This is a genomic window from Hansschlegelia zhihuaiae (assembly GCF_004103825.1).
In the GTDB taxonomy this organism is placed as follows: domain Bacteria; phylum Pseudomonadota; class Alphaproteobacteria; order Rhizobiales; family Methylopilaceae; genus Methylopila; species Methylopila zhihuaiae.
This window is the reverse complement of sequence record NZ_RYFI01000004.1, coordinates 179,362-200,183: the sequence shown is the minus strand read 5'-3', so window position 1 is coordinate 200,183 and position 20,822 is coordinate 179,362. Positions and strand designations below refer to the sequence as shown.

Sequence of the window (20,822 nt, the reverse complement as noted above, 5' to 3'; positions counted from 1 at the left end):
CGTCGAGCCTGTCGCGGCCGGACACGAGCTGGGCGAAGCGGGCGACGAGGTCGGGGGAGATGGGAGCGGTCATCGCGGGAGTTTAGGGCAGGGCGCGCCGTGATCCCAAGCGCGCCGTCACGACTGCCGGGGCGCGGCTGCTCGCGCCAGCCGGTCGCGGATCGCCTCGCCCAAACCTTCGTTCGGGATCGGCGCGACCGCGATCCGTGCGACGCCGGTGGCGTCGAGGCGGCGCAGGCAGGCGAACAGCCGCGCCGCGGCCGCCGCGAGATCGCCCGTCGGGCTCAGGCTTTCGAACGCCGCCGCCCGGTCCGCGAGCCCGCCGTCCGGACCGAAGCCGAGATAGGCTTCCCCTGGGCCGATCTCCGTCGCGTCCAGCCTGACCGCGGCGGCCGGCGCATAGTGGGAGGAGAGACGGCCCGGCGCGAGCGGCGCGTCCGAATCGTCTGAGGGGTCGGCGAGCGATCGGCCCAGCACGCGCTCGATCGCGTCGCGCGGCAACGCTCCCGGACGCAGCAGCCGGGGCGCGCCGCCGAGGCAGGCGACGATGGTCGATTCCAGTCCGACCCGGGTTTCCCCGCCGTCGACCACGGCGTCGATGCGGTCGTCGAGGTCCTCCAGCACATGGGCGGCGCTGGTCGGGCTGACGCGTCCGGAGCGGTTCGCCGAAGGTGCGACGATCGGGCGGTTAGCCGCGGCGATGACGGCGCGAGCCACCGGATGGTCGGGAGCGCGGAGCGCGATCGTGTCGAGGCCCGCGCGGGCGAGGTCGCACACGGCGCACTCCTCGGCGGCCGGGACAACGAGGGTCAGCGGGCCGGGCCAGAACGCCTCGGCGAGCCGCCGGGCGTCTCCGTCGAGGCGGCCGAGCGCGGCGGCGGCCTCGATCGAAAGAACATGAGAGATCAATGGGTTGAAGGCTGGGCGACCCTTGGCGGCATAGAGCGCCGCGACCGCGCGCGGGTCGCAGGCGTCGGCGCCGAGCCCATAGACCGTCTCGGTCGGGAACGCGACGAGCTTGCCTTCCGCGAGCAGACGGCCACCCTCCGCCGCGTCGGACGCGCCGAGCCGCAGCGTCATCCGAATGTCCGACTGTGCAGCTGCACCTTTTGGGTTATCGGTCAAATTGGGGATCCTTGGGGCCTCGCCCGCTTCGCGACCGCGCATAGAACGGCGCGGCCGTCCGCCGTCAAGCGACCCGCCGCCCGTCGTGTTATGGAGACGTCCATGCACTACAGCGCGCCTGTCGCCGACATGCTGTTCACGCTGGAGCACGCGGCCGGCCTGTCGCGCGCCCGCGCCGAGGGCGAGGCCGGCGAGATCGACGTCGAGACGCTGGGCGCGATCGTCGAGGAGGCGGGCGCGTTCGCGACCGACGTGATCGCGCCGCTCAACCGCGTCGGCGACCGCGAAGGCGCGCGTCTCGAAGGCGGCGCCGTGAAGACGCCCTCGGGCTGGGCCGAGGCTTACCGGCGCTGGGCCGCGGCAGGCTGGAACGGCGTCCTCGCCGACGAGGCGCATGGCGGCCAGGCGCTGCCGACGGCCGTCTGGGCGCTGACCTCGGAACTCTGGGCGCAAGGGTCGATGGCGTTCGGCCTCTGCCCGCTGCTCTCCCACGGCGCGATCGAGGCGCTGGAGGCGCACGCTTCCGAGGAGCTCAAGGCGAAATATCTGGCGAGGCTGGTCTCGGGCGAATGGACCGCGACCATGAACCTGACCGAGCCCCAGGCCGGCTCCGACCTCGCGCTGCTCAGGTCGAGGGCCGAGCGCGCCGGCGACGGCTCCTACCTGATCACCGGCCAGAAGATCTTCATCACCTATGGCGAGCACGACATGGCGGAGAACATCCTCCACCTCGTCCTCGCCCGGCTGCCCGACGCGCCGGAAGGCACGCGCGGCATCTCGCTGTTCCTCGTTCCGAAGTTTGACGCCCATGAGGACGGCTCGCTCGGCGAATGCAACGACATCGTGTGCTCCGGCCTCGAGCACAAGCTCGGCATCCATGGCAGCCCGACCTGCAGCATGTCGTTCGGCGAGGCCGGGGGCGCCGTCGGCTATCTGGTCGGCGAGGAGCATCGCGGGCTCGCCTGCATGTTCACCATGATGAACAACGCCCGCCTCGCCGTCGGTCTGCAGGGCGTCGCGATCGCCGAGCGCGCGACGCAGGACGCGCTCGCCTACGCCCATGAGCGCCGGCAGGGCAGGGCGCCGGGCGGGACGGGCGCAGCGCCCATCGTCGCGCATCCGGACGTCCGGCGCATGCTGATGACCATGCGGTCGCTCACCGCCGCGGCGAGGGGGATATGCTACCGGGCCGCGGTCGAGCTCGACCGCGCGCGCTTCTCGGCCGACGAGGCCGCGGCCAAGGCCGCGCAGGAGCGCGCGGGTCTGCTGATCCCGATCGCCAAGGCGTTCGGAACGGATGTCGGCTGCGACGTCGCCTCGCTCGGCGTCCAGGTGTTCGGCGGTATGGGGTTCGTCGAGGAGACCGGGGCGGCCCAGTATCTGCGCGACGTCCGCATAGCGCCGATCTACGAGGGCACGAACGGCATCCAGGCCATCGACCTGCTCACCCGCAAGCTGCCGCTCTCGGGCGGCGAAACGGCGCGGGGCGTGATCGCCGATCTCCGGGCGACCGCGAGCCGAGTGGCGGAGGCCTCCTCGCACGCGTTCGGCGGGACGGCGGCGCGGCTCGACCAGGCGATCGACGCGCTCGAGGACGCGACCGCCTGGCTGATGGATTCCGACCGCGATCCCGCCCATGCGCTGTCCGGCGCCACGCCTTACCTCAGGCTGTTCGCGCTTGCGGCCGGCGGCGCGGCGCTCGCCGAGGAGGCGCTCGCGGCGCTCAGGACCAACGACGCCCAAAAGGCCGCCGCGCGGCAGGCGCTGGCGCGCTTCTTCGCCGAGAACCTGCTGACGGCCGCGCCCGGTCTCGCGGCGAGCGTGACCGAAGGGGCCGGCGCCCTGTCGCCCGAGGCGACCGAGGCGGCGCTCGCCCTCTGACGCTCGACAGACGCCGGCCGGCGCCCCAGGTTTCCCTCACGGGCGCGACGGCGCTCACGCGGTCCCCCAAAGCGCAAGAACGGCGATCCATCCCGTGTCCACCCTCCTGATCTCGCATCCGGCCTTCTCCGGACATCTGGTGCCGCCGGGACACCCCGAGAGGCCCGAGCGCATGCGGGCGGTGGACCAGGCGCTCGAGGCCGAGGCGTTCCAGTCCCTGTTGCGCGCCGAGGCGCCGCTGGCCGAGGCGCAGGTCGCCGCGCTCGCCCACCCCCAGGCCTTCGTCGACGCGATCGAGCAGGTCCGGCCGCGCGAGGGCATGGTGCGGATCGACGGCGACACCACCATGAGCCCCGGCACGTGGGAGGCGGTGCTGCGCGCGCTCGGCGCAGCGACCCACGCGGTCGACGAGGTGATGGCGGGCCGCGTCAGGAACGCCTTCTGCGCCCAGCGCCCGCCCGGCCACCACGCCGAGGCGCAGATCGCGATGGGCTTCTGCCTGTTCAACTTCGCCGTGGTGGCGGCCAAGCACGCCCAGAAGTCGCACGGCGTCGAGAGGGTCGCGATCGTCGATTTCGACGTCCATCACGGCAACGGCACGCAGGCGCTGGTCTGGACCGATCCCACGATCTTCTACGCCTCGACGCACCAGATGCCGCTGTTCCCCGGCACCGGCGCGCGCTCGGAGACCGGCGTCGGCAATATCGTGAACTGTCCGATGCGGTCCGGCGACGGCGGCTCGAGATTCCATGAGGCCTTCGACCAGTCGATCCTCCCGTCGCTCAAGACCTTCTCGCCTGATCTCCTGATCATCTCGGCCGGCTTCGACGCCCATGCCCGCGACCCGCTCGGCGGCCTCGAGCTGCAGGCGGAGGACTACGCCTGGATGACGCGCGCGCTGCTCGACGTCGCCGAGGAGACCGCGGGGGGGCGGGTGGTGTCGGTGCTCGAAGGCGGGTACGACCTCAAAGGGCTCGCCGACTCGACTGCCGCCCATGTCCGCGCGCTGATGGGCTCGTGAGCCTCGCGTCGCTTCGAGGAGATTTCGCTTGAACGCCGCGCCGCCCGACGTCTCGACGATGACTTTCGAGGATGCGCTCGCCGAGCTCGAGAAGATCGTGGCGCGGCTCGAGCAGGGCCAGGCGCCGCTCGAGGAGTCGATCGAGATCTTCCGCCGCGGCCAGGCGCTCAAGGCCCGCTGCGACGAATTGCTCAGGCGCGCCGAGGCGCGTGTCGAGACGATCGCGGTCGGCGCCGACGGCGCGCCCGCCGCAACCCGGCCGCTCGACCCGGAGTGAGGGCGCGGCGACGCGCCGCTTGACCGGCTGGGCCATCGGCGAAATCTCCTGCCCTCGTCACGCCTCTGAAGAGCCCGCCATGCTGATCGCCTACGCCTCCCGCACCGGCGGGCTCGAGCGCATCGCCGCCGCAGCCGGAGCGGAGCTGCCGCCGGAGACGATCTGGATCGACCTGTTCGAGCCGACTCCGGAAGAGGACCGTTTCGTCGAGGCGTCGGTCGGCGCGAGCGTCCCGACGCGCGAGGAGATGGTCGAGATCGAGCCGTCGAGCCGCCTCTATGTCGAAGGCGCCGGCCGCTACATGACGGCCTCGCTGATCTGCAGCCTCGAGAAGGGCGATCCATATCTCTCGGCGGTGACCTTCATCCTGACGCCGCGGGCGCTCGTGACGGTCCGCTACGACACGCCCAAATCGTTCGAGCTGTTCTCCTCGCGCGCGTGCAAGGCGCAAGGCGCGGCCATTTACGAGACCCCCGAGGGAGTGCTGATCGGGCTGTTCGACGCCGTCGTCGACCGCGTGGCCGACATCCTCGAATTCGTCGGCTCCGAGGTCGACCAGCTGTCGCGGACGATCTTCCGCCGGGTCGGCGCGCAGGCCTACCGCAAGCCCTATTACGACCTGCTCAAGGAGATCGGCCGCAAGGGCGACCTTAACTCCAAATCGCGCGAGAGCCTTGTCACGCTGCAGCGCGTGCTCCTTTATCTCGCCGCCGAGATCAACGGCGCGAAGCCCACGAAGGAGACGCAGCGCCAGCTCAAGGCGATGCAGCGCGACGTGTCGGCCCTCACCGAGCACGCGACCTTCCTCAACGACAAGATCACCTTCCTGCTCGACGCGATGCTCGGGATGGTGAGCCTCGCCCAGAACGACATCGTCAAACTGTTCTCGGTGATGGCCGTGGTCTTCCTGCCCCCCACCCTCGTGGGCACTGTCTACGGCATGAATTTCGAACAAATGCCCGAGCTTAAATGGATTTTCGGCTACCCCTTCGCGCTGGTCCTCATGCTGATCAGCGCCGTCGTGCCGTATCTGTTCTTCAAATGGCGTCGGTGGCTCTGATCAGTTTGCGGCTCTGGCGAGTTACGGATCGTTATTGGTCGACGCCGTAAGGTCGCGCGTTGCAATCCGCCGGCGCGCACCGACAGCCATGCTCCCAAACGCGATCGTTGACCGTCTCGATCCGACCGCGCTTTCGCTGATCGCGGCCTACAGCGTCATCGGAGGCGCCGTGTCGGTCGCGCTCTGCGCGCGCTCCTCGGCCGCCGGAGCGACCGCCGCGCGCACCATTGGAGCCGTCCTCGCGGTCGCGATGTGCGGAGTCACGATCTGGTCCGCGCATGTCGCCTCGATCGCCCGGATCGACGCGTTGCCCGGGGTCGGCTACGCCCCTTTCATGAGCGGGCTCGCCTTCGTCGTCGCCCTCGTGACGGCGGCGACTGGCCTGGCGATGCTCGGCGCGTGGCGAAGCGCGGCTGCGTCGGCCTGCGGCGGCGCCGTCGTCGGAGCCGCGATCGTCGCTTGCCACTATGTCGGCGTCGCCTCGGTCCGGCCGGCCGGCTCGATCGTCATCGATCAGAAGACCTTCGTGAGCGCCGCCGTCCTGGCGATCGGCTTTTCGACCGCGGCGTTGGCGGCGGGCGCCCGCTATTCGGGACTGGTCGGCCGCGTAAGCGCGGCGCTGACCTTCGCCGCTGCAATCTTCGTCTTCCATTTCGTGGCGGCAGGCGCGCTGAAATTGGCCCCCAACGCGCGCGCCGCAACCTCGACCAACGCCTTCGACAAGCACGACATGCTGGTGGCCGCCGGCCTTGCGTTCCTCGTCGCGCTGGCGGCCGCCCTTGTCGGCCTGCTGCTCGAGCTCCGGGTAAAGGAGTCCGGCAAGTCGGCACGTGAACGCGCCTTCGCGGACCTGACGCGCGAGGGCATTGTGATCTGCGATGGCCAGCGCATCGTCGATGTCAACATGGCGGCGGCGCGGCTCGCGGGCCTTGACCCCGCGGTGATGCGCGCCCGCGCGTTCCGCGACTTCCTCGACGCCCCCGACCCCGACCGCATCCTGTCCGCGAGCCTTGCGAAGCCCCAGGAGGTCGGACTGAAGGCGACCGGCGGCGAGCCCGCCTGGGTCGAGGTGTCGAGCCGCGACGTCCAGATGGAGGGGCGCTCGCGCCGGGTGTTCACGCTGCGCGACCTGTCGGAGACGCGGCGAAAGGAACACCAGATCCGGCATCTGGCCTATCACGACCCACTGACCGGCCTGGCCAACCGCGCGGCCTTCAACGAGGCGCTGGCGGCCGCGCTGAAGCGCGGCGGGGAAGTCGCGCTGTTCTGCGTCGATCTCGACAAGTTCAAGGAGGTGAACGACGTCTTCGGCCATTCGGCCGGCGACGAGATCCTCCGCACCGCCGCGCGCCGGATCGTGGCGGCGGCGCCGGACGCCATGGTGTTCAGGCTCGGCGGCGACGAATTCGTGGTGATCGGCACCGGGCCGGACGCCGGCGACGCCGACAAGGTCGCGCTTCGCCTCACCGAACGGCTCAACACCGAGACCGTGGTGGCGGGCCGCACCATGCGCTGCGGCGCGAGCGTCGGCTTCGCGGTCTATCCGCATCACGGCTCGGACGTCGACCAGCTGTTCGCCAACGCCGACGCCGCCCTCTATCGCGCCAAGGCCGACGGCCGCGGGCTCGCGCGCGGCTTCGAACCTGAGATGGATCTTGCGCTGCGCGAGCGGCGCGCGCTTCAGCAGGACCTCGCGACCGCGATCTCGCGGAACGAGATGTTCCTGCACTGGATGCCGCAGGCGAATTGCGAAACCGGCGAGGTCGTCGGCTTCGAGGCGCTGATCCGCTGGAAACATCCCACGCGGGGCGTCGTTCCTCCCGTGCAGTTCATCCCGGTCGCCGAAGAGACGGCGGCGATCGTGCCGATCGGCGAATGGGTGCTGCGCACGGCCTGCCGCGAAGCGGTGCGCTGGGTGAGGCCGGGCAAGGTCGCGGTCAACCTGTCGCCGGTGCAGTTCCAGCACGGCGACATCGTCGAGCTCGTCCACTCCATCCTTGTCGAGACGGGTCTTTCCGCGAGCCGGCTCGAGCTGGAGATCACCGAAGGCGTGCTGCTCGACGACCTGTCGGGCGCGCTGAACACGCTGAGACGCCTCAAGGCGCTCGGCGTCCAGATCGCGATGGACGACTTCGGCACGGGCTATTCGTCGCTGTCCTACCTGCAGGCCTTCCCCTTCGACCGCATCAAGATCGACGCCTCCTTCATCCGCACGCTGTCGACCAGCCCGCAGGCCAAGGCGATCGTCCGCGCGGTGGTGGCGCTCGGCGCGAGCTTGGACATGCCGATCACCGCCGAGGGCGTCGAGACGCCCGAGCAGCGGGCGTTCCTCGCCGAGCTGCATTGCGAGGAGATCCAGGGCTATCTGGTCGGAAGGCCGAGCCCGGTCGTGTCCTTCGAGTCGCCCTTCGCCAAGCAGCGCATGCGGGCTGCGGGCTGACGCGGGCGACAGTCGACCGGCTCGGGCCTGGAGGGCGCCGCGCCGGTCGGAGACGACGTCCTCTCAGTTCGCCGCAGTCGAAAGCCGTCCGGCGTCCAGCACGCATTGGCGCGCTTTCGTCGCCTTGAGGGCGTCGAGGATCTGCGGCAGCGGCCCGATCTTGCCGCCCCCGCCGAGCTGCTTCGCGCCGGTGTCGACCAGCAGCTTGCGCATCGCCTTGGCCTTCAGCGGTTTTTCTCCGCAGGCCTTGAGCACGCCCTGGATTTGCAGCACCGAGCCTGCGACGATCGGGGAGGCCGAGGATGTCCCATTGAACTGAGCCGTGTACCACTGCCGCTCGTCGCCGGGGTTGAACAGATTGCCGTAGCCGGTCGTCGTGACGTTCTCGCCCCAGCCCTGGACGTCGACGCGCGAGCCGAAGCTCGAGAACCAGAGCTTCACGCGGCCGCCGGACGACCCCGCGCCGACGATGATCGCGCCGGAGTCCCGGACGTTCCGGTTGAACTGCCCGTTGCAGGCGGGCGCGTCGAGGTCGAGCTCGCCGTTGCCGGCCGCTTCGACCACCACGATCCCGCGACCTGTCGCGATCTTGATCTCGTCGAAGACGTCCTGGAGGGTCTCGAGCGGGCCATATTTGTCTCCGCCGGTGAAGCCGCAGGTCCAGTATTGCTGCTCGAGCAGCATGACGTCGCCCGACCGGAGCTTCGAGGCCGCGACGCTGATCGCGTCGGCCGGGCTGTAGCCCGTGACGCGGTTGGCGCCGGAGACATAGGTGAAGGCCGCGGGCGCGAGACCCGTGACGCCGTATTTGTTCGACTTGCCTACCGCCTCGCCGAGCACGGCCGTGCCGTGGTTCCGGTTGTTGAAGGGGTCGACGACCTCGCCGGGGCTCGGCAGGATACGGTTGTTCGGGATCTCGAGATCCTCGTGGTCGAGGCGCCAGCTGTACTCGACATCGGCGAAGCGCATGCCTTTGCCGTCGGCGCCGGGATATTTGTCCGGCGAGAGCGCCCCGACGCCGCCCTGTCCGCGGCCCTTCAGATAGCCCTGGTCTCCCTTGAAGTTCGGCGTCTTCGGGGAGATGTCGACCGGGCTCGGCGCCGGCCGCGGGGCTGGCGAGGCGTATTCCACGAAGGACAGCTTGTTGAGCGCGTCGGCGACGATCGCGGCGCTTGCGCCCGCCGGCACGTCCACTTGGAAATAGAGGTTGCGGTCCGCGGCTTGCTCGCCGCTTTCGGCTTCGGCTTCCGCGCGCTCGCGGTCGAGCGCCTCTTCGGGGCGGCTGTGCAGGCGCCTGAAGCGAGGGGCGTCGACGCCCGCGCTCGCCAGCGCGGAGTCGAGCGCCTTTCCGTCGCGGCCGTCGAGACCGGTCAGGACGCCGCTCCGCAGGCGGACCTTGAGGCCCTCGCGGAACTTGACGGTCACTCGATCGGACGCCGGAAGGGCGGAAAGCGCCTCGAGGCTCTTCTTCTCTGCGGGCGCTCGCGGAACGAGCGTCTGTCCAAACGCAAAGCTTTGAGCAAGCACAAGCGCAAGGCCGGCCAGCCCCGCGCGCACGATGACCGGATTCATGTCCCTGACGCCTGTCTGATCGCCGCCATCAAGGCGGTCTTGATCACGATTTGCGCCCGATTTTGGACAGAATCAATTAGGCGCCGCGCGACTAAGTATTCGCACGTACGAGATGATCCGCCGTCTTCGACGTCTCAGACGTGCTGGCCGCCATTGATGTGGATTTCCGCGCCGGTCACGTAAGACGAGTTTTCCGTGCAGAGGAAATAGATCGTCTTGGCGACCTCGTCCGGCGTTCCTAGCCGGCGGAGCGGGATCTGCGCCACCAGCCTGTCCGTGCCGGGCGACAGGATGGCGGTGTCGATCTCGCCCGGCGCAATCGCGTTCACGCGAACGCCGAACGGCCCGAAATCGGCCGCCATCTCGCGGGTGAGCGCCGCCAGCGCCGCCTTCGAGGTCGCATAGGCCGCGCCGGCGAAAGGATGGACGTGGCCGCCGGCGATCGAAGTCACGTTGACGATCGAGCCTTTCGCCGCGGTGAGCTCCTGCGCGAGGCCGCGCGCCAGCATGATGGGCGCGAAGAAGTTGACCTGAAACACCGTCTTCCAGTCGTCGAGAGCGGTGTCGATCGCGCTCATCCGCTCGCGGTTCGGGCCCTTGGGCGAGATGCCGGCGTTGTTCACAAGCGCGTGCAGCGCGCCCCCTTCCAGACGGCTTTGCACCTCCGCGATGGCCGCGACGGTCGAATCGACGTCGGCGAGGTCGACCTGGATGTGGTCTTCGGGGCCCGCGCCCCACGGGCATTCCTCCGGGAAGGCGTGGCGCGAACAGGTGATCACGCGCCATCCCGCCGCCGAGAAGCGCTTCACCGTCGCATGTCCGATGCCGCGGCTCGCGCCGGTCAGCAGCAGCGTCTTGCGCGGTTCGTTCGAGCCCGCCGCTTTCGGTCGGCCGGGCGCGGCCGCCGGAGCTCCAGAGCCCAGGCCGGCCCTGGTCGTCGGAGGAGCCGCCAGTGTCGGAACCGGGTCGCCGGCCCGCGCGCCGGTGAACGGGCACACGGCTCCGTCCTCGACGCGCTTCGGGTCGGTCGGGTCCTCGCGGTCCTTCGAACTCATGACCGGCCTCCGGCGTCCCTCAAGGATAAAGCCTCGTTCTCGTCCAGGCGTCGCCCGGCCCGGTTCGCGTGAAGACGGCGCGGTCGTGAAGACGGTACGGCATGTCAAGCCAGAACTCGATCGATGTGGGGACGATGCGGAACCCCGTCCACCATGCCGGCCGCGGCGGCTCCCGGCCTTCGAACTCGGCCTCGCGGTCCCTGACGGCCTGTTCGAGCTCGGCCCGCGAGGCGAGCGGCGCGGACTGGACTGACGCCCAGGCGCCGATGCGGCTGAGCCGGGGCCGGCTCGCGTAATAGGCGTCCGCCTCCTCCGCGGCGACACGCTCGACCGGGCCACGGAACTTCACCTGCCTGCGCAGCGACTTCCAATGGAAAAGGGCCGCGGCCTTCGGCGCGGAAGCAAGTTGCCGGCCCTTCGCGCTGCCGAGATTGGTGAAGAACACCGGGCCACGGCGGTCATAGCCGTTCATCAGCACCGTGCGCACGTCCGGCAGCCCGTCGCCGTCGACGGTCGAGAGCGCCATGGCGGTCGGGTCGTTGGGCTCCGATGCGCGCGCCTCGTCGAGCCAGGCCTCGAACGCCGGGAAGGGGTCGTCGGCCTGGTGGAAGTCATAGGACATTAACGGCTCCTCGCCTTTAATCCGCCGGCGATCCTGGGATTGTCGAGTTCTTGATGCGTAGCCACGATCCGCATGCGGCCCCGCCCGTCACCTCTACACGAGCGGCCGCCCGCCCGCGAGCGCGCCTGGCGCGCGTCGCGACGGCCGTCGCGCTCTCGCTATCCGCGGCCGCGTGCAGCGTGTCTTACCCGCTTTACGACAAGACCGACGAGATCAAGACGGGCAGCATCGACGCGCCCGCGCCGGAGGGCCAGGCGACGCCGGCCGACGCCGTCGTCTCCGCGCCGCTCGCGCCGCCCGCCGGCGCCTCCGCCGCCGCGCCGCCCGCCGGCGCCTCCGCCGCCGCGCCGCAAGCGGCGACGCCGGTCGCCTATGCGGCGAAGCGCAGCACGCTCGAGACGGCCGAGCCCGCCATCACGCCGTCCGACTGGGCCTATGCGCGCGGCGCGCTGAGCCTCGCGATGGGCGCCGACGCCGTCGACGCCTCGGTGCCGTGGGCCAACCCCGACACCGGCTCCTACGGCTCCTTCAAGGCGTCGGCGGGAACGGTGGTCGAGCATGGCGCGATGTGCCGGCCGTTCGCCGCGAGCCATTCGGGCCGCGGCCAGGAGCAGCGCCTCGAGGGCACCGCCTGCCGCACGGCTGCGGGCCACTGGGAGGCGGTCGCCATCAGGACGACGGCGAGCCGCACCCTCTAGCCGGCCGAATCTGTTGCAAACGGGTGACAGGCGCCCACATTGAGCCGGACCGCCTGCGCGCCTAATCTGGCGCGCAAGCCCTCTCGAACGGACGGAAAACCCCGACGCGATGCGCGATCCCTATGACGTGCTCGGCGTGGCGCGGTCTGCGAGCGAGGCCGACGTCAAGAAGGCCTACCGCAAGCTCGCCAAGACCTGGCACCCCGACCAGAAGCCCGACGACCCGACTGCGAAGGAGAAGTTCGCGGAGATCGGTCAGGCCTATGAGCTCCTGTCCGACAAGGAAAAGCGCGGCCAGTTCGACCGCGGCGAGATCGACGCCGAGGGCAAGCCGCGCTTCCAGGGCTTTCCGGGCGGCGGCCCCTGGGGACCTCGCGCGGGCGCGCGGCGCGGCGGCCAAGCCCATGATTTCGAGTTCCGGACCGGCGGCGGCCCCTTCGCCGGCGGTCGGGCGCGCGCCGGCCGGGGCGGCGGCGCCGAGTCCCAGGAGGACTTCATCGAGGAGATCCTCGGCGCCTTTGGCGGCCGGCGGCCGCGCGCCGAGAGCGCCTTCGGCGGCGGCGAACCGCCCAAGGGCGAGGACTTCAAGGCCGAAGTCACCCTGCCGTTCCGCGACTGGGCGCGGGGAGCAAAGCAGCGCGTGCGGCTGCCGACCGGAAAGGACCTCGAAGTCTCGATTCCCGCCGGGATCGAGGAGGGCAAGACGATCCGTCTCCGCGGCCAGGGACTGCCGAGCGGCTTCGGCGGCGAGCCGGGCGACGCGCTGATCGTCGTGCATGTTGGCAAGGACCCTCAGTTCCGCGCCGAGGGCCGCGACCTGCGGGTCGAGGTGCCGGTCACGCTCTACGACGCGGTGCTCGGCGGCAAGGTCCGGGTGCCGACGCTCGACGGGGCGGTCGAGATGAAGGTGCCGCCCGGCTCGGACGGCGGCCGCACCTTGCGGCTGCGCGGCAAGGGCGTGCAGGCCAAGGCCGGCGCAGGCGACCTGCTGGTCGAACTCCGCATCGCGCTGCCGAAGGGCGGCGATCTGCGTCTCACCGAACTCGCGGAAGCAATGCGCGACAACGCGCCCTACGATCCGAACGCCTGACGGCGCCCGATCAGCCGGCCGAATGGCCGCGATCACCAGCTTGCGTTTGAAATCCGGGACGTTCGGCACTTTTCTGCCCGGACGGAGACCACGCCGCATCGTTCGCCGGAGTCCGCCAATGCCCGAAGCCTCGACCCTGCTCGCCTTCGCGGCGATCTCGCTTGGCATGGTCCTGACGCCGGGCCCGAACATGATCTACCTTGTGTCGCGTTCGGTCAGTCAGGGCCCGCGCGCGGGGCTGATCTCGCTTGCGGGCGTCGGCGCCGGCTTCCTGGTCTGGATGCTGGCCGCGGCGTTCGGCGTCACGGCGCTGCTGCTGGTCGTGCCCTACGCCTATGACGCGCTGAGGATCGGCGGCGCGATCTATCTCGCCTGGCTCGCCTTCGACGCGGTGCGGCCCGGCGGTCGCTCGCCCTTCGGCGTTCAGGCGCTGCCGCCGGACCGCCCGCGCAAGCTATTCGCGGTCGGGCTGCTCACGAACCTGCTCAACCCCAAGATCGCGATGCTCTATCTCGCGCTGTTGCCGCAGTTCATCGATCCGGAGCGCGGCGCGGTGCTGACTCAGACGCTCGCGCTCGGCGGCGTCCAGATCGCGATCGGGATGATCGGCGACGCGGTCTTCGTGTTCGCCGCCGGCGCAATGGCGGGCTTCCTCGCCCGCCGGCCGTTCTGGGCGCTGGCCCAGCGCTGGCTGATGGCGACCGTGTTCGGCGCGCTCGCCGTGCGGATGGCCCTCGACACGCGGAGATAGGCCTACCCGCCGCTGATCGCCGTCAGGATGAAGACGTCGGCGCCGGGCTTCAGCGGCGTGTCGAGCTTGGCGCGCCGGCCGTCGACGAACACGTTCATGTGGCGCCGGATGGCGGGCCGCGAGTCGCAGATGCGGTCGCGCATGCCGGGCCAGCGCGCCTCGAGCGCGTTGACCATCTCGTCGACCGTCGAGGCTTCGATCTCGACGATCCGTTCAGCCTCCGGGAACAGCGTGACGAGCAGCGGCGCGAGGCGGACGACGGCGGGCGCCGCCTCCGCCCTCAGGGCCGGGGCCGTGCTCATTTCTCCACCACCAGAGTCTCGACCGAGGAGATCGAGGGCAGGTGACTGGCGACGCAAGTCCAGCTCTCGCCCTCGTCGCGGCTGGCGTAGACCTCGCCGGAGCCCGTGCCGAAATACACGCCCGCCGGCTCCAGCCGGTCGACCGCCATCGCCTGCCGCAGCACGTTGAGATAGGCGTTCTGCTGCGGCAGGCCCGAGCGCTGGTCGCTCCAGCCGGACCCGCCGTTCCGGGTGCGCCAGATCGCGGCCTTGGCGTCCGGCATGAAGCGGCCCGCGATGTCGCCGTTGAGCGGCGCGAGATAAAGCGTCTCGGGGTCGCGCGGATGGACCGCGGCCGGGAAGCCGAAGCTCGAAGGCAGGCCGGCCTCGATGCTCGACCAGCTCCTGCCGCCGTCGTCGCTGCGATACATGCCGCAATGGTTCTGCTGGTAGAGCCGGCCCGAGCCGCCCGGCGCCATGACGACGCAGTGCACGCACTGGCCGAACTCGGGATATTTCTGGTCGTCGGGCAGGTAGTCGCAGCGCGTGCCCGTGTTGCGCGGCTCCCAGGTCTCGCCGCCGTCCGACGTGTGAAACACGCCGACCGACGACATGCCGACCCAGATCTGCTTGTCGTCCGCCGGGTGCGGCACGATCGAATGCAGGATGAGGCCCGCGCCGCCCGCCTGCCATTCGGGGCGGGTCGGGTGTCTCTGAAGCCCCTCGACATGTTCCCACGTCTCGCCGCCGTCTTCGCTGAAGAACAGCCCTGCGGGGGCGACGCCGGCGTAGAGCCGGCCATGGCCCGGCGCGAGGCTCCAGACCGCCGAGATCGGGTCCTTGCCGGCCTCATAGGCGAGGCCCTTGCTCGAATGCGTCCAGGTCTCGCCGAGATCGGCCGACTTCCAGACCGCGGGACCGAACCACTCGTTCCCGCCGCCGCCGTAGATCACGCCGGTGTTGGGGTCGGCCGTCACATGGTTCAGCGGCCACGTCTCGCAGAACGGGCCGCTCAGCGACCAGTCCTTGCGCTCGGCGTCGCTCGTCAGGATGAACGCGCCCTTCTTGGTGCCGAGCAGCGTCAGCACTTTCGTCGCCATCGCGACCTCCATCGGTTCAGCGCGTCGTCACGCGCCCCCGCAGGACGAACGGCCCGCCGCCGACCCGACAGCCGGCCGCCGAAATTTTCCGACGGCCTAGAGCCCGAGCGCCGTGAGGCCCGGAAAATCCTCGGGCCGAGGCCCCTTCGGCCACAGGAACTTGCGGTCGCTTTCCTTGATCGGCACGTCGTTGATCGAGGCCTCGCGCCGTCGCATCAGGCCCTGGGCGTCGAACTCCCACTGCTCATTGCCGTAGGAGCGGAACCAGTCGCCGGCGTCGTCGTGCCATTCGTACTGGAAGCGCACCGCGATGCGGTTCTCGTGGAAAGCCCAGAGTTCCTTGATCAGCCGGTATTCCAGTTCCTTCCGCCACTTCCGGGTCAGGAACTCGACGATCGCCGGCCGGCCGGCGAAGAACTCGGAGCGGTTCCGCCAGGTCGAATCCTCGGTGTAGGCCAGCGACACCCGCTCGGGATCGTGCGTATTCCAGGCGTCCTCGGCCTTGCGCGCCTTCAGGGTCGCGCTGTCGAAATCGAAGGGCGGGAACGGCGGGCGCGGCTCGGACATCGGAGGCTCCGGAGGTGACGGCGGAGCGTTACGGGATCACGGCCCAAAAGGGTGGTCAACCGGATCGACGCCTGGTTCGCCGTTCCTGAAAGGAACGGCCTGTGCCGAAATGGGACAGCGTTTTTTTGCGCCGCAGCGAACTGAAACGCGCCGTGACGACGCGCCCCGGTCCTGTGCTTGATGCCCCCAAGACCCTATGCCATAGGCAACCGCGTTCCCGGGTCGCCATGCGGTTCGCGTAAGAGGTGCTTCATGCCTGACGTCCAGGGCCTCATGGCCGGCAAGCGCGGCCTGGTGATGGGCGTCGCCAACAACCGGTCGATCGCCTGGGGCATCGCCAAGGCCTGCGCCTCCGCGGGCGCCAAGCTCGCCTTCACCTATCAGGGCGACGCGCTCAGGAAGCGGGTCGAGCCTCTCGCGGCCGAGCTCTCCGCCGAGGTCGTCGGCCATTGCGACGTCACCGACGCCGCGACCATCGACGCCGTGTTCGACAAGACGGGAGAGATTCTGGGCGGGCTCGACTTCCTGGTCCACGCCATCGCGTTCTCGGACAAGGACCAGCTCGACGGCCGCTACATCGAGACGACCGCGGACAACTTCCACAAGACGATGTTCGTCTCCTGCTATTCGCTGACCGCGGTGGCGCAGCGCGCCGAGAAGCTGATGACGGATGGCGGCTCGATCCTGACGCTGACCTATTACGGCGCAGAGAAATGGATGCCGCACTACAATGTCATGGGCGTCGCCAAGGCCGCGCTCGAGGCTTCGGTGCGTTATCTCGCGGCCGATCTCGGCCCGAAGAAGATCCGCGTCAACGCGATCTCGGCGGGCCCGATCAAGACGCTCGCGGCGTCGGGCATCGGCGATTTCCGATACATCCTGAAGTGGAACGAGCTGAACTCGCCGCTGCGCCGCACGGTCACCAACGAGGAAGTCGGCGACAGCGCGCTCTATCTGCTCTCCGACCTCGGCCGCGGGGTGACGGGCGAGGTCCATCATGTCGACGCGGGCTACCACATCGTCGGCATGAAGAACCCCGAAGCGCCGGACATCTCGGTCGTCTGAGCCCGGGACGCATGGCCGTTCCGCCGCTCGTCTTCGTCCGGCATGGCGAGACCGACTGGAACGTCGCGGGCCGGCTGCAGGGCCAGACCGACATTCCGCTCAACGCCCGCGGCCGCGACCAGGCGGACGCGGTGGGCCGCGCGCTCGCCGCGGTCCCCGGGCTTTCGCAGATGCGCTTCCTGTCGAGCCCGCTGCTCCGGGCCCGCGAGACCATGCGGCGGCTGCGCGCCGCGCTCGGCCTCGATCCGGAGGATCACGCCATCGACGGGCGGCTCGCCGAAATGTCGTTCGGCCGCTGGGAGGGCTCGACCTTCGCCGACATCCGCGCCCGCGAGCCTCGCGAGATGAAGGCCCGCGACGCCGCACGCTGGAGCCATCGGCCGCCCGGCGGCGAATCTTACGAGGATCTGTCGGCGCGGGTCGGCGCTGTGCTCGGCGAGCTCGACGGCCCGACGGTCCTCGTCTCCCATGGCGGCGTCGCGCGCGCCGTGCTCGCGTCGTTCGGCGGCGCCGATCGCGACCGGCTGCCCGAGCTTCACATCCGCCAGGGCAGGGCGCTGATCATCGAGGACGGGGCCTGGCGCTGGGGGTGAAGGCGTCGCTTCAGCGCCGCTCGAAGACCGCGACCGTCTCGACATGGGCCGAGTGGCGGAACTGGTCGACGGGCGTCGCGCCCGTGAGCCGGTAGCCGCCGGCGATCAGGATCGCGGCGTCGCGGGCGAGCGTCGTCGCATTGCACGAGACGGCGACGACGCGGCGCACGCCCGAGGTGGCGAGGGCGCGCGCCTGCGCCTCGGCGCCGGCGCGCGGCGGATCGAACACCACGACGTCGAAACCCTTGAGCTCGTTCGGCGTCAGCGGTCGCCGGAACAGGTCGCGGGCCTCGGCGGTCACGCGCTTGAGCCCCTGCGCGGCGCGCGCCGCGGCGTCGAGCGCCGCGACCGCGGGCCGTTCGGCGTCGGCGGCGAACACCTCGGCGGTCTCCGCGAGCCGCAGCGCGAAGGCTCCGACGCCGCAGAACAGATCAGCGACGCGCTTCGCCTTGCTGATCCCGGCCGCGGCGAGTTCGGCGAGGACGCGCTCGCCCGCCTCGGTCGCCTGCAGGAAGCCGCCGGGCGGCGGCGAAACCTGCGCCCGCCCGATCTGAAGCACGGGCTTGCGGCGCGCCACCACGACGTCGCCATGGATCGATAGCCGCGCGAGGTCGTGCTCTTCGGCGACGCGCGCCAGCCTGAGCCGGAGCGGCTCGGGAACCGGGCCGGAGCCGCGGGCGTCGAGGTCGAGCCCCGTGTCGGTCGCGGTCACGATCAGGTCGAGGGGCTTGCGCTTCGAGGCGAGCGTCGCGGCGACGGCCCGTGCGGCGGGCAGGGCGCCGACCATCGCGGGGGCGAGCAGCGGGCAGTCGCTGATCGCCACGATCGCGTGGCTCTTCGCCTCCGCGAAGCCGACCGAGAGCCGGCCGTCCGCGCCGAAGCGGGCGTGGAAGGTCGCGCGCCGTCGGCCTGCTCCGTGCGCGTCGACAGTGGACGCCACGAGGCCCTCGCAAGCGACGCCGGCGCGCGCGAAGGCCTCGATCAGCAGGCCGCGCTTCCAGTCGAGCGCGGAGGCCTGCGAAAGCTCCTGGGTCGCGCAGCCGCCGCAGCGGCCGACCTCGGGGCAATAGGCCGCGACGCGGTCGGGCGAAGGCTCGATCACGTCGAGCAGGACGCCGCGCTCGCCGCGTCGTTCGACCGCGACGAGTTCGCCCGGAAGCGCGCGCGCGATGTAGAGCGGGCCGTCGGGCGTCGCCGCGACGCCGTCGCCGCGGGCGCCGAGCTGCTCGATGCGGACGCGCTCAGCCATGCGGCTTCCGCGCCGCCAGCAGATATTCGACATTGCCGTCGCCGCCCGTGATCGGAGAAGGGACATCGCCGAGGACGACCAGCCCCAATCCGCTCGCGAGATCCCACGCGGCCGCAAGAGCATGCAGCCGCGCGGCCTCGTCCTTGACGATTCCGCGCTTGCCGATCGCCTTCCGGCCGACCTCGAATTGCGGCTTCACCAGCGCGACGATCGCGGCGCCCGGCGCCGCCAGCATGGCCGCGGCGGGCAGCACGGCCGAGAGCGGCGCGAAGCTGACGTCGATCACGACGAGGCCCGGCGCGGCCGGCAGGTCGGCGGCGGCGAAGTCGCGGATGTCGACGCCCTCGCGGCTCGTCACCCGAGGATCGGCGGCGATCCGCGGATGGAGCTGCCCCCGTCCGACGTCGACCGCGACCACACGGACGGCGCCGCGCGCCAGCAGGACGTCGGTGAAGCCGCCGGTCGACGCGCCGACGTCGAGCGCCTCGAACCCTTCGACCGCGATGTCGAAACGGTCGAGCGCGAAAGCAAGCTTCACGCCGCCGCGCGAGACGTAAGGGTGCGCGGGCTCGGCCGTGATCGCGGCTTCGACCGAAAGCGTATCGGAGGCGCGTCCGACCGTCGCGCCGTCGGCGGTGACGAGTCCGGCCGCGATCGCGGCCTGCGCCCTGGCGCGGCTTTCGAACAGGCCGCGCTCGACCAGCAGCAGGTCGGCGCGGCGGCGGGGCGGCGGATTGGACATCGGCGTTCAGTCTTATCAGCTTCTCGCGCGGCTGTGGTTTCGCGGATCCGGCGGGGCCCGCTAGTCTGGCGTCGCGGCCGTCGGGGGACGGCCAGCAGGGGCTGAAGACGTGGACCGCGCGAGCCTGGCCGAATCCGAAGTCACGCGGAGACGCTTCCTGTCTCGCGCCGCGGCCGTCGCGGCCCTGGCGGCCGCGCCGTCCTGGGCCGAGGCTCTGCCGGGCTCGCTCGATGGCGCCAGCGCGGGCGTGCGGCCCGGCGACGCCGACCAGAGCCGCGCGCTCGGCCGCGCGCTGGAGAAGGCGGCGCGGGAGGGGCGGCCGCTCGCGCTGGCGCCCGGCGTGTACCGCGCCGCGAACGTCTCGCTGCCGGACGGGACGGTCCTGGTCGGCGCGGCGCGCCAGACGCGGCTCGAGCTCAACGGCGCGGGACCCTTGCTCTCCGCCAAGGGCGCAAGGCGCGTGGCCCTTAGGGGCGTGACGCTCGACGGCGGCAACATCCCGGCCGGCGCGCAGGCTGGCGTGCTGATCGGCCAGGACGTCGCGGAGCTGCTGCTCGACGAGGTCGAGGTCCTGAACGCCGGCGGCACGGCGCTCGCGCTGTTCGGCGTCGGGGGCGTGGTGCGGGGGAGCCGCATCGAGAACGCCCGCCACGCTGCGCTGTTCTCGATGGACGGCAAGGGCCTGGCGGTCACCGACTGCCTGATCCGGCTTTGCCGCAACAACGGCGTGGTGATTCGACGGACCGACAAGGGCGACGACGGCTCGATCGTCTCGCGCAACCGGATCGAGGACATCGGCGCGCTCGACGGCGGTCTCGGCTGGAACGGCAACGCCGTCAACGTCTCGAAGGCCGCGGGCGTGGTCGTGTCGAACAACGCCATCCGCCGATCGGCCTTCACGGCGGTGCGCGCCCATCAGGCCGACGACGTGATGATCACGGACAATCTCTGCCTCGACAGCGGCGAGACCGGGCTCTACGCCGAGTTCGGCTTCGCCGGCGCGGTGATTTCCGGCAATCTCGTGGACGGCGCGGCGAGCGGCATTTCGGTCGCCAATTTCAACGAAGGCGGACGGCTCGCGACGGTCGTGGGCAACGTGGTCCGGAACCTGTTCCGTCGCCGCCTGCTCGACGGCCCCGGCGAGGGCTACGGGCTCGGCATCGGCGTCGAGGCCGACGTCGCGGTCACCGGCAACGTCGTCGAGAACGCGGCGGGCATCGGGATCAACGCCGGCTGGGGGCCCTATCTCCGCGACGTCACGATCTCGGGCAACGTCATCCGGGGCTGCGACGTCGGCGTCGGGGTGTCGGTGGTCGAGGGCGTCGGCCCCGCCACCGTGTCGGGCAACATCATAACCGGGTCGCGCCGCGGCGCCGTGCTCGGCTATCGATGGGCGCAGGCAGTGACGCCGGATCTCGCTCTGGGCGGCTCGCAGGGCTTTCCGGGCCTCACCGTCGCCCAGAACACGCCCCGCTAGGCGGGCGGCCGATGGAAAATTAGGCATGCCAGACAAGCGTTTGTATTCCTTATAAATTGCATAGCGCACGGGCGCCGAGGGCGCCGAAAAGACATCGAAGTTGAGGCTTTCCGGCGTCCTTCAAGTTGCGACATTTCGGCGACACCGCGGCCGGAA

General features: G+C 70.7%; 20 protein-coding genes. 11 read left to right on the top strand and 9 right to left on the bottom strand.

What is annotated here, in order from left to right; all coding sequences use genetic code 11:
- Nucleotides 1-117: 117 nt before the first annotated feature.
- Nucleotides 118-1,080 (bottom strand): L-threonylcarbamoyladenylate synthase, encoded by a 963-nt coding sequence (locus EK403_RS06285; protein WP_128776645.1) that lies wholly within the window; start codon nt 1,078-1,080, stop codon nt 118-120.
- A 147-nt stretch (nt 1,081-1,227) separates the two neighbouring features.
- On the opposite strand from EK403_RS06285, the gene EK403_RS06280 reads away from it, so the two are divergent.
- The 5 genes from EK403_RS06280 (at nt 1,228) to EK403_RS06260 (ending at nt 7,804) form a co-directional block, all read left to right on the top strand.
- A complete protein-coding gene (locus tag EK403_RS06280) occupies nt 1,228-3,006 on the top strand; it encodes an acyl-CoA dehydrogenase family protein (protein WP_128776644.1) in 1,779 nt (592 codons plus the stop codon).
- 94 nt (nt 3,007-3,100) lie between these two features.
- A complete protein-coding gene (locus EK403_RS06275) occupies nt 3,101-4,027 on the top strand; it encodes a histone deacetylase family protein (protein WP_128776643.1) in 927 nt (308 codons plus the stop codon).
- Between the two features lie 28 nt (nt 4,028-4,055).
- Nucleotides 4,056-4,304: an exodeoxyribonuclease VII small subunit gene (locus EK403_RS06270; RefSeq protein ID WP_280986453.1), complete on the top strand. Its 249-nt coding sequence runs from the start codon at nt 4,056-4,058 to the stop codon at nt 4,302-4,304.
- Between the two features lie 79 nt (nt 4,305-4,383).
- The gene (locus tag EK403_RS06265) at nt 4,384-5,364 is read left to right on the top strand and encodes a magnesium transporter CorA family protein (protein WP_128776642.1); all 981 of its coding nucleotides are present in this window, start codon (nt 4,384-4,386) and stop codon (nt 5,362-5,364) included.
- Nucleotides 5,365-5,452: 88 nt separating this feature from the next.
- Nucleotides 5,453-7,804: a putative bifunctional diguanylate cyclase/phosphodiesterase gene (locus tag EK403_RS06260; protein ID WP_128776641.1), complete on the top strand. Its 2,352-nt coding sequence runs from the start codon at nt 5,453-5,455 to the stop codon at nt 7,802-7,804.
- Nucleotides 7,805-7,867: 63 nt separating this feature from the next.
- Here EK403_RS06260 and EK403_RS06255 read toward each other — a convergent pair whose 3' ends face one another.
- The 3 genes from EK403_RS06255 to pdxH form a co-directional block, all read right to left on the bottom strand.
- Entirely contained in the window at nt 7,868-9,376 is a 1,509-nt protein-coding gene (locus tag EK403_RS06255; RefSeq protein ID WP_128776640.1) for a S8 family peptidase, read from the bottom strand.
- Between the two features lie 134 nt (nt 9,377-9,510).
- Nucleotides 9,511-10,431 (bottom strand): SDR family NAD(P)-dependent oxidoreductase, encoded by a 921-nt coding sequence (locus tag EK403_RS06250; protein ID WP_245479540.1) that lies wholly within the window; start codon nt 10,429-10,431, stop codon nt 9,511-9,513.
- Nucleotides 10,432-10,450: 19 nt separating this feature from the next.
- Nucleotides 10,451-11,053, bottom strand: a complete 603-nt coding sequence (gene pdxH / locus EK403_RS06245) for a pyridoxamine 5'-phosphate oxidase (RefSeq protein WP_128776639.1) — start codon at nt 11,051-11,053, stop codon at nt 10,451-10,453.
- 179 nt (nt 11,054-11,232) lie between these two features.
- Between pdxH and EK403_RS06240 the strand changes: the two genes are divergently transcribed.
- The 3 genes from EK403_RS06240 (at nt 11,233) to EK403_RS06230 (ending at nt 13,592) form a co-directional block, all read left to right on the top strand.
- Nucleotides 11,233-11,751, top strand: a complete 519-nt coding sequence (locus EK403_RS06240; protein ID WP_245479539.1) for an RT0821/Lpp0805 family surface protein — start codon at nt 11,233-11,235, stop codon at nt 11,749-11,751.
- 109 nt (nt 11,752-11,860) lie between these two features.
- A complete protein-coding gene (locus tag EK403_RS06235) occupies nt 11,861-12,841 on the top strand; it encodes a DnaJ C-terminal domain-containing protein (protein ID WP_128776637.1) in 981 nt (326 codons plus the stop codon).
- A gap of 118 nt (nt 12,842-12,959) precedes the next feature.
- Nucleotides 12,960-13,592 (top strand): LysE family translocator, encoded by a 633-nt coding sequence (locus EK403_RS06230; protein WP_128776636.1) that lies wholly within the window; start codon nt 12,960-12,962, stop codon nt 13,590-13,592.
- 2 nt (nt 13,593-13,594) lie between these two features.
- On the opposite strand, the gene EK403_RS06225 is transcribed toward EK403_RS06230, so the two are convergent.
- The 3 genes from EK403_RS06225 to EK403_RS06215 all read right to left on the bottom strand — a co-directional run bounded on the left by EK403_RS06225 (nt 13,595) and on the right by EK403_RS06215 (nt 15,540).
- Nucleotides 13,595-13,894 (bottom strand): MoaD/ThiS family protein, encoded by a 300-nt coding sequence (locus EK403_RS06225; RefSeq protein WP_128776635.1) that lies wholly within the window; start codon nt 13,892-13,894, stop codon nt 13,595-13,597.
- Nucleotides 13,891-14,973: a WD40/YVTN/BNR-like repeat-containing protein gene (locus EK403_RS06220; RefSeq protein ID WP_128776634.1), complete on the bottom strand. Its 1,083-nt coding sequence runs from the start codon at nt 14,971-14,973 to the stop codon at nt 13,891-13,893. The genes EK403_RS06225 and EK403_RS06220 overlap by 4 nt, the downstream gene beginning before the upstream one ends.
- Nucleotides 14,974-15,069: 96 nt before the next feature.
- On the bottom strand, nt 15,070-15,540 hold the full coding sequence (locus EK403_RS06215) for a nuclear transport factor 2 family protein (protein ID WP_128776633.1): 471 nt from the start codon (nt 15,538-15,540) through the stop codon (nt 15,070-15,072).
- Nucleotides 15,541-15,792: 252 nt separating this feature from the next.
- Here EK403_RS06215 and fabI point away from each other — a divergent pair, with 252 nt between their 5' ends.
- Nucleotides 15,793-16,605 carry an enoyl-ACP reductase FabI gene (fabI, locus tag EK403_RS06210; RefSeq protein ID WP_206659488.1) on the top strand — a complete coding sequence of 271 codons (813 nt, stop codon included), beginning with the start codon at nt 15,793-15,795 and terminating at the stop codon, nt 16,603-16,605.
- Nucleotides 16,606-16,616: 11 nt separating this feature from the next.
- Nucleotides 16,617-17,198 (top strand): histidine phosphatase family protein, encoded by a 582-nt coding sequence (locus tag EK403_RS06205; RefSeq protein ID WP_128776632.1) that lies wholly within the window; start codon nt 16,617-16,619, stop codon nt 17,196-17,198.
- 10 nt (nt 17,199-17,208) lie between these two features.
- Here the strand turns inward: EK403_RS06205 and EK403_RS06200 are convergent, their stop codons facing one another.
- Both EK403_RS06200 and EK403_RS06195 read right to left on the bottom strand, forming a co-directional pair.
- Entirely contained in the window at nt 17,209-18,447 is a 1,239-nt protein-coding gene (locus EK403_RS06200) for a class I SAM-dependent RNA methyltransferase (protein ID WP_128776631.1), read from the bottom strand.
- The gene (locus EK403_RS06195) at nt 18,440-19,189 is read right to left on the bottom strand and encodes a TlyA family RNA methyltransferase (RefSeq protein ID WP_128776630.1); all 750 of its coding nucleotides are present in this window, start codon (nt 19,187-19,189) and stop codon (nt 18,440-18,442) included. Before EK403_RS06195 ends, EK403_RS06200 begins: the two co-directional genes overlap by 8 nt.
- A 109-nt stretch (nt 19,190-19,298) precedes the next feature.
- Here EK403_RS06195 and EK403_RS06190 point away from each other — a divergent pair, with 109 nt between their 5' ends.
- On the top strand, nt 19,299-20,666 hold the full coding sequence (locus tag EK403_RS06190) for a TIGR03808 family TAT-translocated repetitive protein (RefSeq protein WP_128776629.1): 1,368 nt from the start codon (nt 19,299-19,301) through the stop codon (nt 20,664-20,666).
- Nucleotides 20,667-20,822 lie beyond the last annotated feature (156 nt).

Coding starts and splice junctions, on each gene's coding strand:
- EK403_RS06285 (WP_128776645.1), bottom strand. CDS start 1,080: ATGACGCTGCGGCTCGGCGCGTCCGACGCGGCGGAGGGTGGCCGTCTG.
- EK403_RS06280 (WP_128776644.1), top strand. CDS start 1,228: ATGCACTACAGCGCGCCTGTCGCCGACATGCTGTTCACGCTGGAGCAC.
- EK403_RS06265 (WP_128776642.1), top strand. CDS start 4,384: ATGCTGATCGCCTACGCCTCCCGCACCGGCGGGCTCGAGCGCATCGCC.
- EK403_RS06260 (WP_128776641.1), top strand. CDS start 5,453: ATGCTCCCAAACGCGATCGTTGACCGTCTCGATCCGACCGCGCTTTCG.
- EK403_RS06255 (WP_128776640.1), bottom strand. CDS start 9,376: ATGAATCCGGTCATCGTGCGCGCGGGGCTGGCCGGCCTTGCGCTTGTG.
- EK403_RS06250 (WP_245479540.1), bottom strand. CDS start 10,431: ATGAGTTCGAAGGACCGCGAGGACCCGACCGACCCGAAGCGCGTCGAG.
- pdxH (WP_128776639.1), bottom strand. CDS start 11,053: ATGTCCTATGACTTCCACCAGGCCGACGACCCCTTCCCGGCGTTCGAG.
- EK403_RS06235 (WP_128776637.1), top strand. CDS start 11,861: ATGCGCGATCCCTATGACGTGCTCGGCGTGGCGCGGTCTGCGAGCGAG.
- EK403_RS06230 (WP_128776636.1), top strand. CDS start 12,960: ATGCCCGAAGCCTCGACCCTGCTCGCCTTCGCGGCGATCTCGCTTGGC.
- EK403_RS06225 (WP_128776635.1), bottom strand. CDS start 13,894: ATGAGCACGGCCCCGGCCCTGAGGGCGGAGGCGGCGCCCGCCGTCGTC.
- EK403_RS06220 (WP_128776634.1), bottom strand. CDS start 14,973: ATGGCGACGAAAGTGCTGACGCTGCTCGGCACCAAGAAGGGCGCGTTC.
- EK403_RS06215 (WP_128776633.1), bottom strand. CDS start 15,540: ATGTCCGAGCCGCGCCCGCCGTTCCCGCCCTTCGATTTCGACAGCGCG.
- fabI (WP_206659488.1), top strand. CDS start 15,793: ATGCCTGACGTCCAGGGCCTCATGGCCGGCAAGCGCGGCCTGGTGATG.
- EK403_RS06205 (WP_128776632.1), top strand. CDS start 16,617: ATGGCCGTTCCGCCGCTCGTCTTCGTCCGGCATGGCGAGACCGACTGG.
- EK403_RS06200 (WP_128776631.1), bottom strand. CDS start 18,447: ATGGCTGAGCGCGTCCGCATCGAGCAGCTCGGCGCCCGCGGCGACGGC.
- EK403_RS06195 (WP_128776630.1), bottom strand. CDS start 19,189: ATGTCCAATCCGCCGCCCCGCCGCCGCGCCGACCTGCTGCTGGTCGAG.